Annotated in this window: 10 protein-coding genes and 1 tRNA gene; 7 read left to right on the forward strand and 4 right to left on the reverse strand. The window is 44.0% G+C overall.

Going from position 1 to position 15,031, the window contains the following annotated elements:
• Positions 1 to 236: 236 nt before the first annotated feature.
• The gene (locus R8G66_33455) at positions 237 to 1,307 is read right to left on the reverse strand and encodes a BspA family leucine-rich repeat surface protein (protein MDW3197333.1); all 1,071 of its coding nucleotides are present in this window, start codon (positions 1,305 to 1,307) and stop codon (positions 237 to 239) included.
• Positions 1,308 to 1,716: 409 nt separating this feature from the next.
• On the opposite strand from R8G66_33455, the gene R8G66_33460 reads away from it, so the two are divergent.
• Positions 1,717 to 4,971: a carboxypeptidase regulatory-like domain-containing protein gene (locus tag R8G66_33460; protein ID MDW3197334.1), complete on the forward strand. Its 3,255-nt coding sequence runs from the start codon at positions 1,717 to 1,719 to the stop codon at positions 4,969 to 4,971.
• A 377-nt stretch (positions 4,972 to 5,348) separates the two neighbouring features.
• Here the strand turns inward: R8G66_33460 and R8G66_33465 are convergent, their stop codons facing one another.
• On the reverse strand, positions 5,349 to 6,563 hold the full coding sequence (locus R8G66_33465) for a DUF5706 domain-containing protein (protein MDW3197335.1): 1,215 nt from the start codon (positions 6,561 to 6,563) through the stop codon (positions 5,349 to 5,351).
• 184 nt (positions 6,564 to 6,747) lie between these two features.
• On the opposite strand from R8G66_33465, the gene R8G66_33470 reads away from it, so the two are divergent.
• The 4 genes from R8G66_33470 to R8G66_33485 all read left to right on the forward strand — a co-directional run bounded on the left by R8G66_33470 (position 6,748) and on the right by R8G66_33485 (position 11,859).
• Positions 6,748 to 7,668, forward strand: coding sequence for an SdiA-regulated domain-containing protein (locus R8G66_33470; protein ID MDW3197336.1), 921 nt, complete (start codon positions 6,748 to 6,750; stop codon positions 7,666 to 7,668).
• Entirely contained in the window at positions 7,665 to 11,357 is a 3,693-nt protein-coding gene (locus R8G66_33475) for a BamA/TamA family outer membrane protein (protein MDW3197337.1), read from the forward strand. The genes R8G66_33470 and R8G66_33475 overlap by 4 nt, the downstream gene beginning before the upstream one ends.
• A gap of 129 nt (positions 11,358 to 11,486) precedes the next feature.
• Positions 11,487 to 11,663, forward strand: a complete 177-nt coding sequence (locus tag R8G66_33480) for a hypothetical protein (GenBank protein ID MDW3197338.1) — start codon at positions 11,487 to 11,489, stop codon at positions 11,661 to 11,663.
• Between the two features lie 61 nt (positions 11,664 to 11,724).
• The gene (locus tag R8G66_33485) at positions 11,725 to 11,859 is read left to right on the forward strand and encodes a hypothetical protein (GenBank protein ID MDW3197339.1); all 135 of its coding nucleotides are present in this window, start codon (positions 11,725 to 11,727) and stop codon (positions 11,857 to 11,859) included.
• A gap of 74 nt (positions 11,860 to 11,933) precedes the next feature.
• Here the strand turns inward: R8G66_33485 and R8G66_33490 are convergent.
• Positions 11,934 to 12,008 (reverse strand) — tRNA-Val (locus R8G66_33490).
• 253 nt (positions 12,009 to 12,261) lie between these two features.
• Between R8G66_33490 and R8G66_33495 the strand changes: the two genes are divergently transcribed.
• Positions 12,262 to 13,509, forward strand: coding sequence for a HAMP domain-containing sensor histidine kinase (locus R8G66_33495; protein MDW3197340.1), 1,248 nt, complete (start codon positions 12,262 to 12,264; stop codon positions 13,507 to 13,509).
• Positions 13,506 to 14,189 (forward strand): response regulator transcription factor, encoded by a 684-nt coding sequence (locus tag R8G66_33500; protein ID MDW3197341.1) that lies wholly within the window; start codon positions 13,506 to 13,508, stop codon positions 14,187 to 14,189. Before R8G66_33495 ends, R8G66_33500 begins: the two co-directional genes overlap by 4 nt.
• A gap of 156 nt (positions 14,190 to 14,345) precedes the next feature.
• Here R8G66_33500 and R8G66_33505 read toward each other — a convergent pair whose 3' ends face one another.
• Positions 14,346 to 14,906: an HNH endonuclease gene (locus tag R8G66_33505; GenBank protein MDW3197342.1), complete on the reverse strand. Its 561-nt coding sequence runs from the start codon at positions 14,904 to 14,906 to the stop codon at positions 14,346 to 14,348.
• Positions 14,907 to 15,031: the final 125 nt, after the last annotated feature.

Consider the following 15,031-nt stretch of genomic DNA (forward strand, 5'->3'; position numbering starts at 1 on the left):
CCTCCATGCATTAAGCTAAGATTTGTCACTGCGAAGAATTGAAGCAGTCTATTCTGTATTTCTACTTCGAAACTGTATTTGTGATTGCTTCTTATCATCGCAATGACGGTCCTTTTCCTTAGCATAATGGCAGTGCCTCGGCCCTGAAGGGAGATAAAGGGCTAATAATTGCAGCATTTAATCCCTAGTGAAATCTTTTCCTGTAACTCAAATGAATTATGTTCAGCTCCTCGCTACTACCTACTAATCACTTCATTAAAAGGCACACCGTCTTCAAAAGTGATGGCAACGGAAGCAGATTCTTCGTAGTTGTTGTGCCATTCGAAACGCCAGGTATCGCCTTTAATGATATGTTTCTTAAATGACCATATAGTGCCTGAATTATCTTCGAATTCTGTAAAAGTTAGCACGCCATCCACGACGATGAATGAAACATCGCCAGAGATTGTAGAACTCCCACGTCTACCCCAACAGGTAGTATAAGCACCAAAAGTCCAATCTGAGAACGTGTAGTGCCCCGTTTCATGAATTAGGAATGCGACATCTCCCGAAATCTCACGGTCGTTTGCACACCATATATTCGTCGTTTTATACGGATAGACTCCCTCCAATTTTCCGTCCGCACAATTGGTAAAGAGGGGTTTTTTGCCCCGTAATCGGCCAGTTGATTCACCAAAATATGCGCAGTGAGTCACCTGATTCACTTCCCATCCGGTGAGGTCATGATCAAAAGATAACGCGGATTTAAACATGCGTTCCATATGGGTGACGCTGCTGACGTCCCAATCACTAATGTCTTGATTAAACCCTCCGGCGAATGAAAACATTTCTTGCATCGAAGTGACACTACTTACGTCCCATGCACTCAAGTCCTGATTGAATAGACCGGCCTGATCAAAGAGGTAGCTCATGTTTGTTACATTGCTCACATCCCAGTGACTGATTTCCTCATTAAACTCGCTTTCCGGGTAATCGGGTAAGTACTGCAAGAGGCCTCTCATATTGGTTACTCGAGTGGTAACCAGGTGTGAAACATCCTCACCCGCGGCAATACGATCATAAAGTATGGTAGAGTCCGCCACCAGGTATTCTTGTCCGTTGAGGGTATAGGATTCGCCTACAATTGCCTCCGGTGCAGCAATGATGGTTGTATGGTTGGTCTCGTCCAGATAAATAAATACCGGACAGCCATTGTTGTCCACCATGGCCCCAGGCGTGACATTAGGACAACTGCTATTTTTTTCGCATGCATATCCCAGCACAGACAGCAGTACGATATAGCAATATTTAGTTCGCGACGTGAGCATTGTTTCGGTGCCGATTTGCTAATAAAGTTAATGAACCTTTTGGATAGAAGTATCCTAAAAAGATTAGCTACAAGTTGTGATTAGCCAGTTAACGGTGTACCGATACTGATTTGGATGCAATCCGAAGTGTTAAAAAATGTAAATTTTGAAATTCACTTAGTATTGGTTTCTGGAAGATTCAAAAATTCTCAAGAGTAAATCGATATTTTGTCAATTCGCGAATGTTTTTGTTAATAAATCTGGAATAATACCTCGTTTATTTGTGAATTTTTAAATTTGCCCTTTGACTCGAATGACCGGTGCCTAACCACAACCACCCAACGCACTCCATTTTTATCGTCTATACAGGCGTGTTTGCGGTAACTGCTGGAATAAAGTTCCGGAATTCCCCACCCAATTTAAACCACATATGAAGAAAGCATTACGATTATTTGGAGCATTTTGCTTTGCTCTGTTGCTTGGGAATACTGCCTTTGGTCAGGGTTCCACTTCCTCCAGGATTACAGGTCGCGTCACAGGTGGTGGCGATGGCACCTTACCCGGAGCAACTGTATTGGCGGTTCATACGCCTACAGGATTTGAGTATGGAACTACGACCAATGTCGAGGGGCTGTTCACGCTTAATAACGTGAATGTTGGAGGTCCTTATGAAATCACCATCTCTTTCGTTGGATTTTCGGACAAGAAACTCAGTGACATTTATTTGTCGTTGGGACAAACCGAGACACTGGACATTGAACTCGAAGAATCTACCATTGAGCTGGAAAGTATTGTCGTCAGTACCGGTGGTTTGTTTGATGGCAATCGTACGGGTTCTGAGACCAAAGTTTCTTCCGATGATATCAATAGCCTTCCTACTGCAGATCGTGGTTTGAATGATTATTTGAGATTGACTCCTCAGGCAGCGGTAGGAAACAATGGCGCAACCAACAGCGGAGGTATTTCATTTGCCGGGGTAAACAACCGATTCAATGCCATCTTTATCGATGGTGCGGTAAACAATGACGTGTTTGGTTTGGCCAACTCGGGTACCAATGGCGGTCAGGCTGGTATTTCACCGATCAGCCCTGATGCACTTGAGCAGATCCAGGTTGTACTGGCTCCTTATGATGTGACCCTCGGAGGTTTCGCAGGTGGTGGGATCAATGCGGTGACCAGAAGCGGTACTAACAAATTTGAAGGATCGGCTTATTACTTCCTCAGAAATGAAAGCCTTGCTGGCAAAACACCAACGGATGACGATAATGTAGAAAGAACCAAGTTGGATCCTTTTACGGCTCAGACGTATGGATTCAGATTAGGTGGTCCGTTGATCAAAAACAAATTATTCTTCTTCACAAACGTGGAGATCCAAAGAGATGAGTCACCAAGACCTTTCGTGAGCAGTGCGTGGAATGGAGATTCAGGTGCAGGAATTGATGGTGTTTTGGAAGACATTCGTCAAAAACTGATCAATGACTTCAATTACGACCCGGGAGGGTTCCGTGATAATCCTCAGACCACCGATGGTGAGAAAGTATTGTTCAAACTAGATTGGAACATCAACCAGAATCATAAGCTTTCTGCAAGACACAGTTACGTAAAAGGAACGACTGAAATTCACCCAACGCCTAACAGTAACCGGGTTACTTTCGGTAATGTAGGATACAACTTCCCTTCTACGACCAATTCTACAGCCATTGAGTTGAAGAGTAACCTTGGGCCAAATGCTTCTAATAACCTGATCCTCGGTGCGACGATCGTTCGAGATGACAGAGAACTCCTGGGAGATCCATTTCCACAGATCATCATTCCTGATGGATCAGCGGATATTGTGGTTGGAACGGATAACTTCTCCTATTCCAATATTGTATTCCAGGATGTATACACGTTGACCAACAACTTTAACCTTTATAAAGGAAAGCACACCTGGACATTTGGTACACACAATGAGTTCTTTAAAGTACAGAACCTGTTCACCATCTTCTCTACGCCTCGATATGAGTACTTCTTCGATGGTGTGAACCGCTTCCTGGCGGATGAAAATCCTGATCTGATCTTGTTTGGTCATGAGCAGTTGGCAGATGGACAAACTAACATCCGATTCGGAGATGAGGCAGAAAACCTCGGACCTACATTCAATGCTTTGCAAATGGCATTTTATGTGCAGGATGAGATCCAGGTAAGCCCTGATTTCAAATTGACCTTAGGTCTGCGTGCAGATATCCCGGTATTCCTGGAAGACGCTCCATTGGAAAATGTCGATTTCAACACCAACACAGTCCCTGTACTGGAGTCCTTGTATGATTTGGAAGGTGCGCAAGCAAGTAACACGCCCAACACGCAAGTATTGTTCTCGCCCAGAATTGGGTTCAATTGGGATGCTTCAGGAGACAAAACCACACAGCTACGAGGTGGTGTAGGAGTATTCACCAGCCGTGTTCCCTGGGTATGGCCAGGTGGTATGTACATCAGAAATGGTTTGAACAGTGCCTTCAATGTATTGGTATTCTCAGGTGAGCCGATATATTCTACTCCACAAGAGTGGGTGAATAACCTAAGCAGTTCTGTGAGCCCTGCAGGAGATGTGGATTTATTTTCTGATAACTTCAAGTACCCTCAGATTCTGAGAGCCAGTGCTGCAGTAGATCACAAATTGCCAGGTGGCATTGAAACGACAGCTGAGTTTACTTTCACCAAGACTCTGAACAACATTTTTGTACGTCAGGTAAACTTGCGACCAAGTGTGGGCCGAATTACGGTTCCTGGTGCTGGTAACCGACCGGCCTTCGATTTTGGTTCTCCGGTAGATCCTACTTACACCAACATTACGCACGTAAGTAACACCAGCCAGGGTTACACCTTCAACTTCAGTGCGCAAGCTTCCAAGAGCTTCAGCAACGGACTGGATGCAAGTGTGGCTTACTCTTTTACCAGGGCTGACGCTTTGTTTGATGGTACTGGATTCATCAACAACACCAACTGGGAGAATATCCTGAGTGTACGAGGAAACAACAATCCGTCTGTGGGAAGATCAGTATTTGATGCAGGTTCTCGAATCACTGCATTCCTGAACTATCGAAAAGAATACCTGGGTAATTTCGCTACAGGCATTTCCTTGTTCTATACGGGTCGTGATGGTGCGCCATATACTTACGTGTATGCGAACAATATTTCTGACTTGTCTGGTAGCCTGGATTACAACGATCTGTTGTATGTGCCAGTGAATGCAGATGATATTACTTTCATTCCTCAACTAGATGGGGACAACAATGTAATTGCTTCTGCTGATCAGCAGTGGTCGGCATTTAACAGCTTCATTGAGAACGATGATTACCTGAGTGAAAGAAGAGGTCAGTTCGTTGAGCAGAATCGAGTGAGAACGCCATTTGAGCACATCATCGATTTGAAATTGACACAGGATTTCTACATCACTCAAGGGGATACCAGACACGCGATGCAAGTATCCTTTGATATCTTCAACTTCACGAACTTCCTGAACAAGGATTGGGGAAGAAGATACTTCGTAGGTGGCAATACCTTCCCATTGTTGACACCTGTATTTGATTCAGGTGCACTGCAAGGATTCCAGTTCAATGATCCGGGAGATCCTTACGATATTGTACAAGCGGGTACTTATAGCTCAAGATGGATTGCCCAACTTGGTGTGAGATACAGCTTCTAAGCATAAGAAACTACCACTATAAAAAGATGCCTCTACCGGGGCATCTTTTTTTATGCCTTCTCTCAGTGTCATTCGCAGAAGACGCTGAGAATGAATAACGTCGCTATCATTTTCAAAAACGTCGAGACCTTTTTAAAAAACGTAGTGATCATTTTAAAAAAAACATGGCGGTCTCTTGAAGAAAGATAGTGACCTTTCTTGTTCGCTATAAGCTCCAATTATTTACAATTTCTGTTTTGACTCACCAGAGTCATTCAAGTTTTTTTACTTCAGCACATTTCTGCCAAAAACCACAAACGAATCAACATTTTGTAGAAATGACCTCTTTCGTCTAGCTGTTAATAAGTAATTGAAACTAATCTATTATCAAGAAACTACTAGTAGGGATAAGGCGCCTTAAAGAACAACTCAGCAATGATAAAGGCAATCACAGAAGCCACGAAACCAAACATGAAGACCGTATATGCCAGACGGAGCATGCGGTATTTGGTACCCAGGACTTTTCCAAGAAAGTAGATGTCACGGATCAAACTACTGTAGAGGTAATCCGCGTCTTTCAGCATTTCCTTCATCGCCCATTCATAGTCTTCCAGTTTCATGCTGTGAAAATTTCCGAAGAACAGGAGGTTCGTTTCTTTGTTGCGGATATTATCTCTGGTAAAAACACCTTTGCTGATGTTAGGTCGGGTGGCAATGATACCGATCACAATGGTGGCCAGGCAAACCAGGGTAAGAATGATAGAAGGGACCACCATGTGGGGATATTCCTCTAATTTTCGAAACAATACGGAGATCATTATCGACAAGATCAGCGTATTGATGGAGATCATTATGTTGGCCTTATTGTCTGCGATCGAACTTAGTTCGAGGTGGTTTTTAGAAGTCAGGCGAAACATGGTCTCGATCCCACGAGTAGGCGTCAATTCTTTGGCCTGCTTTACCTTGACCTTTAACTCCTCTATTTTTTGTTGAAGCTTTTCTTCTTCATTGGATTTCTTCATCGATTTCAATCGCTTTTTAACCGTTTTCAGATTGGCCGCCTTTACTTCGCCGTAATGTTCCTTGGCGTAAGCCGTGAAATAGGCATGATCACTCAGGAAGTCCCGATTTTTCTGCAACCATTCTCCTGAAGCCATATTTTCTCCATGCAGCTTGTTGATCTCATTGCATAAAGCTTCGGAACGGTCAAAAAAATCATCCCCTCCAAGGTGGCTCAGGTCCGCATCGCACAGTACTTCTTCGATCAATTGCTTGGGTGACTGGGGCATGCGAGTGGCCAGAATACACTGCTCCACAATCTGGATTTTGCCTTCAGGAAAAGCTTCATTAGTCAAAAATTCCCGGGCAATACTGGTGCTGGCTTCTTCATGGTTATCAATGGACTTACTGTAACCCGTATCATGGAACCATGCAGCTAATTCCAACAGTTCCAATTCATTTTCTGAAAGGCCTTCTCCTGCACCAATTTTACGTGCCGCACTCACCACAAATTCCGTATGGTTCAACGTGTGGTAGGTGATGTCCTCAGAAAGCTCTTCACGTAGAATGTAAGTCGCTTTCTCTTTCGCCTTGTTCAGGATGGTTGTTTCCATTCAATACCGAGTTTTGAAACTCATATTAATACAATATTAGCCACATTACGTTTAACTCTGCCTTTTCCCTTACCTGGGATGCCACTAACGAAGAAATATTTGCGAATTTTTGAAACTGAATAAGGTCATTAGCTCGCCAGGCAATACAGAAAAGGTACTTTGCCTAAATTTACGCCTACATCAAATGTCTCGACTAATACTAGCCATACCAATTCTCATCGTCTGGGCCACACTATCGAGCAGCTGTGGCAGCAATACTGCGTTTGGGCAACGAGCAGATAGTCTGTTTCTCGTTAACGCTCAAAGTGAGATTTATTATGATCTGAAGCAGCCAGAACAAAAATATTTTCTGCCCTATGTCCTTTCTGAAGTATCAGGTTTGACCTGGGTGCGGGAGCATACCGTTGCAACGGTTGAGGATGAAGGTGGTAAAGTTTATTTGTACGACTTCAGCCAGCGTAAAATTGTCCAGGCCGTTCGCTTCGCAAAACCCGGAGATTTTGAAGGAGTAGAGATGGTGGGGAATAAGATCTACGCCTTGAAGAGTAGCGGTGACCTGTATCATTTCAAACTTTCAGAAGAAAGAGAGTTGGTAGGTAAAAAAATAGAGACCCCACTTTCCCGAGCTAATGATACCGAGGGATTGGGATATGATCCGGTGACCAATAGACTACTCATCGCATGTAAGGAAGATGGTGACATCAAAGGGCATAATGCAAAGGGCAAGGCGATTTATGCTTTTGACGTGGAGAAAGAAAAGTTGAAAAAGGAAGCTCGTTTTGAGATAAGTTCGAAAGACCTCAAAAAATTCTTTGAGAAGAACAAGTCGAGTGAATATGACGATGAAAAAATAAAGTTTGAGCCCTCAGGTATCGCGTTCCATCCTGTTGAGAAGACTTTTTACATACTCGCTTCTGTAGGTAAACTGTTGGTCGTGTTGAATCAGGATGGCAGCATTCGTGCTACTTATCCGATCGCCCCACGAGTACTCAATCAACCGGAGGGAATATGTTTTGCTCCCAATGGCGATCTGTACATCAGCAGTGAGGGAGAAGGGGATAAGGGCTATATTTTGAAGTTTCCAATGAAAATGAGGACTAAATGACAGGGAAGAAGATCTTATTAATCGGGTCAATGATGTTTGTTTTGAACAGCCTTTTTGCTCAGGACTTTTCCGTTTTCCTGATGGGGGACGCGGGCGAACCCAAGTTTCCCGAAGACAAAAACCTGAATTTCCTCAAACAGAAAGTAGCCAATGCCTCGGAAGAAGACGTGCTGATCTTTTTGGGGGATAATTTGTATCCAAAGGGACTCCCTGATGAAGAAGATCCGGAACGTGCGGCGATGGAGAAGAAGCTCATTCCTCAGCTGGAGATCATCAAAAATTTCAAAGGCAAATCATTCATTATACCTGGCAATCATGATTGGGCACAAGGCCGTAGACAAGGGCTGAACAATGTGCGAAACATGGAGCGGTTTGTTACTGCCTATACTGGTAAGGCGGAAGCATTTCTTCCCAAGAATGGATGCCCGGGGCCTGAAGAGATCATTCTATCGGATAAGGTGACATTGATCATTTTAGATACACAATACTTTTTGCATTCACAGGAAAAGGCCCGTGAAGCTGATGGTTGTGAAGCACCGGGGACCAGCGAGGCATTAGAGTTATTCGAAGACATGATTGTCAGGAATGCGAATAAACACATCATTGTTGCGGCACATCACCCACTGTATACTTATGGCCCACATGGTGGAAAATACAAATTTTGGAAAGCCAACCTATTCCCGTTGACGGAAGCCAAGAGCATGAAGAACCTGTACATTCCTTTGCCGGGCTTAGGTACAATTTACTGGGTAAATCGGGCAGTGATTGGGAACATTCAGGATATTCCTAATCCCAAATACAAGATCATCAGAAATGTCCTTGTAGATATTCTTAAAAAAGCGGATAATGTCGTTTGGGCCAGTGGTCACGAGCATTCCTTGCAATATATCACCAATGAAAATGCGCATTATGTGGTGAGTGGTTCAGGAAGTAAAACTTCTCATGTGGTCAAAGGAAAAGGAACTCAGTTCTACAAGAAGGAGCAAGGTTTTGCGGAAGTAGCCTATGAAGATGCAGGAGCCGTAGAACTGACTTTTTGGTCTGGGGAATCAGAATCTGAGATTTATAGAAAAGAGCTGTATTCGAAGAATGTGATCACCGATCAGCAGGAGTTGGCCAATCGACCGGATTACAGCACACAGAAAATCACGATCCCGGCCAGTAAGCAATATGGAATCAGTAAAAAAGCCAGCTTCTGGTTGGGAGAGAATTACCGAAAAACCTGGGAGACGCCCATCGAAGTGCCATTTTTCGATGTGAATAAGGAATATGGTGGTTTGGAAATCTTGAAACGTGGTGGAGGTCGACAAACCCTGTCGTTGCGAATGGAGGCCGAGGATGGAAAACAATACGTATTGCGGTCGATTGAGAAAGATCCTTCACAATTGCTTCCTAAGACCTTGCGTAGAAGTTTTGCTGCGGATTTTCTTCAGGATCAGATTTCTTCTTCCCATCCTTATGGTGCATTGGCTGTTCCTAAGCTCGCTGACGCTGCAGGTGTGTATCATGCCAATCCGAAGCTGGTCTATGTACCATCCGATCCTGCCTTTGGCAAATTCCGTTATGCCTTTGAGGAGCAGATGTACCTCTACGAAGAGCGTCCTAATGATGTGGCAGCGAGCGCGCCCTTCTTTGGAGAAGGGGATGATGTGAAAGGTACCTTAGACCTACTGGATAAGGAAATCTACGAAGACAATGACAATTGGATTGATCAGCGGTTTGTGTTGCGCAGCCGGATGTTTGACATGCTCATTGGTGACTGGGATCGTCATGATGACCAGTGGCGTTGGGTAGGCAAGAAAAATGAAGACCGGGAGGGACGCAGGTATCGACCTATTCCGCGTGACCGTGACCAGGCCTTTTTCGTGACGGATGGCTTATTACCAAAACTTGCCGCGAGCAAATGGGCAGTTCCGTCTTCCGAGGGATTTGACGAAGAAGTGAACTGGGCGCCTGGCCTGAGCTGGAACATGCGCTGGTTTGATCGTTCTTTCATCAATGAGCCAGAATGGGAAGATTGGGATGTGGTAATCAGCGATATCCAGGCCAATGTGACCGATGATATCATTGATGAGGCCATCAAAGACCTGCCTAAAGAAACATATGAACTAACTGGTCCGGAGATCGCCAGAATCCTGAAGGTACGTCGGGAGAAGCTTAAAACCTTCGCACGTGAACTCTACGAGTATTTGTCTAAGGAAGTGGAAGTCGTAGGGACAAATAAGCATGAGCATTTCCTGGTCGAACGACTGAATGACAATGAAACCCGTGTAACCGTAACAAAGCGAACCAAAGATGGAGACCTGAAGCATCGGATGTATCAAAGAACCTTCCTGCACAATGAGACCCGAGAAATCCGATTATACGGACTTGGTGGGCAGGATGTATTTGACATTGAAGGGGATGTTCGACAAAGTCTGAAGGTGCGGATCATTGGAGGTAAGAAGAAGGATGTGATCAATGATCAGTCAACAGTCAAAAAAGGGGGTAAAAAGACCGTAGTGTATGACAAGATTGACAAGACGGTGATTACTTATGGCAAGGAGACCAAGTCTAAGTTGTCAGACAATCCGGAGGTGAATGCCTACAATCGTAAAGGCTATGTTTATGACAAAACTTTTCCATTAATAAGTGCTCAGTACAATCCGGATAATGGACTATACCTGGGTGGAGGATTCTTCATGTGGAAAGAAGGCTGGCGCAAGTCACCGCATGCGTCGCAGCATTTGTTGTTGGCCAACGCAGCCTTTGCGATCAACTCTTTCAATTTCAAGTATGATGGAAAGTTCTTTAATGTCCTTGGAAAGGCTGGCCTGGAGCTATTGGCCGAAATTCAGGAACCTTTCTTTGTGAGCAATTTCTTTGGGTATGGTAATGAGACCACCTGGGATTTCAACGGGGAAGACATTGCTTCATCTGAAGAAGACCCGATTGATTTCTACCGTCTGGAGACAGATCGAAGCATTTTTAGAGTAGGGTTGTTGCAACCTTTTGGAGGACGAGACCGAGGGTTGTTCAGGTTTGGGACGTTGATCCGGCAAGCAGAGGTAGAACGAGATGATAACCGATTTATCGATCAGATAGAAACAGGAGTTGACCCGGACAAAGTAGATCGCAATCACTTTTACTATGGCTTGGATTTTGGACTTAAGTTAGATACACGAGACAATGCGGCCATGACTACTCAGGGCATCCATCTTGATGCGAAACTTGAACATTTGTGGGGACTGAACAATGTATCGGAAGACCTGACCAGAGTCACCGGAAGTTTCTCCTTTTTCACGCCGATCAAGTATCCTGCTCGATTGGTCATAGCGAATCGTGTAGGGGTAGATCACATATTTGGAAATGACTTTGAGTTTTTTAATGCGTCGCAGCTTGGCGGCTGGACCAACCTAAGGGGCTTCAGAAGGAATCGCTTTTATGGGCAATCGGCCTTTTATCACAACCTGGATCTGAGATTGAAACTGTTCTCCTTCACGACCTACATTTTCCCTGGACAATTCGGCATCCTGGCCTTTCAGGATGTGGGAAGGGTATGGATTGAGGGAGAGAATTCTGATACCTGGCACGTCGGCCGTGGAATTGGCGCTTACATTGCCCCACTTGACGTCACGGCCATTTCCTTCAACTGGACCTTCACTGACGAAGAGGATTTGTTCTCGGTGAGGTTTGGGTGGTTTTTCTAGGATCATCTAGGATTTGATCTGGACATACCACAAATGTGGTATCGTTCAATTACCATCATGCGTAGTACGGATTCATGTGACTATTCGTAGATTTTTGTTTCATCAACTTTTCACGAAAAGCATTGCATCATGAAACTCTTCACAAATCTATTAGGTGACAAACGAATAAGGATCCGATTTAATCACCTATTGGCCACTCATACGGTTACTTTAGACCATCACGACATACTTTTCTCCGGATCGAAAGACAAGTGCCTGGATTTTGTAGGAGGTCAACTGGATGCAATCCTTGCTTCGAGGCAGTAACCAGATCAGATTTCAATTGGAATTAGAGCTCGGTCGCTTTTAGTAGTTTTGAAATAAAAACATGGACCTGATTGTCTCACTGATCATAAATGTAGCTGTTGCCTTAAGCGCTCCTACTACAGAAACATCGCAACCAGAAATTAAACAATTATCTACGGCTGATGGTCCGAGGTACATTGTCACTGATGGGAATTGAATTCGACGGTCTTCGCCTTTGTTGGGAAGGCTAAGAATCAGAAACTATTATTATTTGAAGGTAGAAGAAAGAAGTGGGATATACTGGATTCGAACCAGTGACCTCTGCCCTGTCAAGGCAGCGCTCTAAACCAACTGAGCTAATATCCCATTAAGGAATCTATTCCTTTGAAAGGACGACAAAACTAGCCATTTCCAATTTGATAGTGCTAACTAAGGCTCAAAAAAGAAGTTGAAATATGTCTTTTTTGAAACTAAGCTGATATTGAATTTAGAAATCACAGACTAAGTCCACACTGTTAACGTCTTGTTAATCATCTCGTGTTTCTTCCTCCCCTATTTACTTTTACATTGAGGAGGTACGTTGATATCAAAAGTAGCTCGTTTCACTTGATCACAGTAAATGCAAAACGCACCCATACGCATACTGATTGTTTTGGCCACCGTGGCGCTGGCAGGGATCATTGCGTCTCAGATGTATTGGGTGAACATGGCCTTGTCAAATGAGAATCAGCAATTTGATCACTCGGTGCAAATGGCCCTCAATAATGTGGTGGAAGGGCTCTGTCAGATTGAAGGCAATGACATTCCACTGAACAATCCCATCGATCGTATCTCCAATAACTACTACATCGTACGTACCAATAACCGGATCAATCTGGAATCACTGGAGTATCTGCTCAAGGCAGAGCTGGAGAAAAGAGCGGTCACGCAAGATTTCGAATATGGTCTCTACGATTGTGAAAGTGATCGGATGGTATATGGAGATCTTGTTCAACTGTCTTCCAGCCCTCCGATAGAAAAAAAATCCCTGTTCCCGGAATTAAAGGGGGAGGCTTATTATTTTGGGATTTACTTTCCGGGAAGGGCCCGGGGCTTTTTTCGAGACCTTCAGTTCTGGCAGATCACAACGATGCTGGTCATTATCGTAATTCTTTTCATGGGGTACGGGTTGTTTGTGATTCTGAAGCAGAAGCGTCTGCGTGACATTCAACGAGACTTTGTCAACAATGTCACCCATGAGTTCAAAACACCGATCGCTACGCTTAAAATCGCTTCTGAAGTGTTTGCAAATGCAGATAGGGAACAGCCGGAGCGGCTCAAAAAATACGGCGCTATAGCACACCTTGAAACACAACGACTGGAAGGTCAGGTGAGCCAATTGCTGAAGAATAGTTTACTTGAAAGAAAGCCTAAGATTGAAAAAGTAAAACTAGAGGTGCGAGCTATTCTGGACCGGGTTGTACAGACACTGAAACCGGTGGCAGATGCTGCCGGAAAGACGATCATTTGTAATGAGACAAATGAACCCATGTATGTGCTGGGCAATTCTGATATGCTTGAAGCCGTCTTTTACAATTTGTTGGATAATAGCATCAAGTACGGTGGGGATAAGATTGAAATTGAGATCCTTAAAGATAATCAGCACGTTCAGATGGTGATCGGCGACAATGGACCGGGAATTCCCAAAGCCTACCGCAGCAAAGTGTGGAAAAAGTTCTTTCGGGTTCCGACTGGAAATGTCCATGACGTCAAGGGATTTGGCCTCGGACTGTACATGGTGAACAACATCATGAAGAATCATAGAGGGAGCATCGTGCTGAATAATCAGCAGGGCAATTCCTTCCAACTTAAATTCAAATTGGCATGAAAGGGTCTATTTTTTTAGTTGAAGATGATGACAGCCTGGGCTTTGTTACCCAGGACAGTTTACAAGTAGAAGGATACCATGTTTCCTGGTTCAAGAACGGCAAAGAAGCCTGGGATGCGTTTAATGATCAGGTTTTTGACCTATGCTTGCTGGATGTCATGCTTCCTTCTATGGATGGTTTTGAATTGGCTCAGCGCATCCGGGAGGTCAATGAGTTTGTGCCTATCATCTTTTTGACTGCCCGCGTTCAGGAAGAGGATCGCCTTTCTGGGTTTGAGATCGGCGGGGATGATTATATCTCCAAGCCTTTTTCTATGCAGGAGTTGCTTTATCGAGTAGCGGTATTCATGCGTAGGACATCCATCACCAAGAAAGAAGAAGTTCAGGAGGCCATAGGGACGTATCAGTATGATAGCAGCAACCTGAAACTGGTACATGAACAAGAGACCATCAATTTGACCCAAATGGAAGGTCAATTATTGGCCATGTTGATGGAGAAAACAGATGAATTGGTGCGAAGAGAGGATATTTTGGTCCGTATTTGGGGGGAGAATGACTATTTCAAAGGGAGGAGTCTGGATGTGTTCATTTCCAGATTGCGCAAGTACTTACGGCACGATGAATCGCTTTCCATCAAGAATCATCATGGTGTTGGGTTTACATTGACTAAAAGTGCCTGACCAAGGGTGCCTGACCAAGGGTGCCTAATTAAAGGATTCTCAAACTTTATTGGAGTGAAATGTCAAACTGAGCTTGTCGAAGTTGACATTCAGTAACAGGAATAAAAAAAAAGGGCCTCAAATCTTGAGACCCTATCAGTAACCTTGGCAATTTATTTAGGCGTTCTCCTGTTCGGGAACTTTGATATGGCCCCAGTTTTCGCCGCTCTTGATTCGGTACAATTGCATTTCTGAAATGCCGAATTGGCGCGCGATCATTTTCAAACGGGTCTTTCGATTCGGATCAAAAATGCGCTCTTTGATCATTCGTACTTTTGACTCATTCAATTTTGCACTTCTTGTAATACCATCTCGCCAGGCAGGATTGCTCTGTTGATGCTTTTCTTTTTCGGCTTTGGTTGCCCACTTCAGGTTATCCAACTGATTGTTTTCCTTATTGTGATCCAAATGGAGCACAAATTTGGCGTCATCAGCAGGCATAGGCAGGAAGTGTGCTGCTACTAGCTTATGGATATAGAAGGATCTCCTTCCTCCATTTTCCAACCTTAAAGTGATGGTTTTGTAGCCACGTACAGTCGCAAATTTCAAGATGTGGCCTTTTTCGTTGGTCTTGAAACTCTTCAATCTCCCATGACTGGAGATGTGGATTTTTTGCTTATCAACGACTTCATCCGTCGCGAGAGGTTTCCACTCCTCGTAATCTTTGTGATTTAACATTAGCTCGTTCTTAATGATGCAGGTCAGGTAAATATATGAATTTTCAGTCAATTATCATAGCCTATGCTATACAGCAACAGTGCTCGTTTACTGAAAATTGGAAATTATCCTGACATATAAATGAA

The organism is Cytophagales bacterium, assembly GCA_033344775.1.
GTDB lineage: Bacteria > Bacteroidota > Bacteroidia > Cytophagales > Cyclobacteriaceae > JAWPMT01.

What these genes read in the sequence shown, in the direction of transcription:
- R8G66_33470 (MDW3197336.1), top strand. Translation starts at nt 6,748, where the DNA reads ATGTCTCGACTAATACTAGCCATACCAATTCTCATCGTCTGGGCCACA.
- R8G66_33485 (MDW3197339.1), top strand. Translation starts at nt 11,725, where the DNA reads ATGGACCTGATTGTCTCACTGATCATAAATGTAGCTGTTGCCTTAAGC.
- R8G66_33460 (MDW3197334.1), top strand. Translation starts at nt 1,717, where the DNA reads ATGAAGAAAGCATTACGATTATTTGGAGCATTTTGCTTTGCTCTGTTG.
- R8G66_33455 (MDW3197333.1), bottom strand. Translation starts at nt 1,307, where the DNA reads ATGCTCACGTCGCGAACTAAATATTGCTATATCGTACTGCTGTCTGTG.
- R8G66_33465 (MDW3197335.1), bottom strand. Translation starts at nt 6,563, where the DNA reads ATGGAAACAACCATCCTGAACAAGGCGAAAGAGAAAGCGACTTACATT.
- R8G66_33505 (MDW3197342.1), bottom strand. Translation starts at nt 14,906, where the DNA reads ATGTTAAATCACAAAGATTACGAGGAGTGGAAACCTCTCGCGACGGAT.
- R8G66_33500 (MDW3197341.1), top strand. Translation starts at nt 13,506, where the DNA reads ATGAAAGGGTCTATTTTTTTAGTTGAAGATGATGACAGCCTGGGCTTT.
- R8G66_33495 (MDW3197340.1), top strand. Translation starts at nt 12,262, where the DNA reads ATGCAAAACGCACCCATACGCATACTGATTGTTTTGGCCACCGTGGCG.
- R8G66_33480 (MDW3197338.1), top strand. Translation starts at nt 11,487, where the DNA reads ATGAAACTCTTCACAAATCTATTAGGTGACAAACGAATAAGGATCCGA.
- R8G66_33475 (MDW3197337.1), top strand. Translation starts at nt 7,665, where the DNA reads ATGACAGGGAAGAAGATCTTATTAATCGGGTCAATGATGTTTGTTTTG.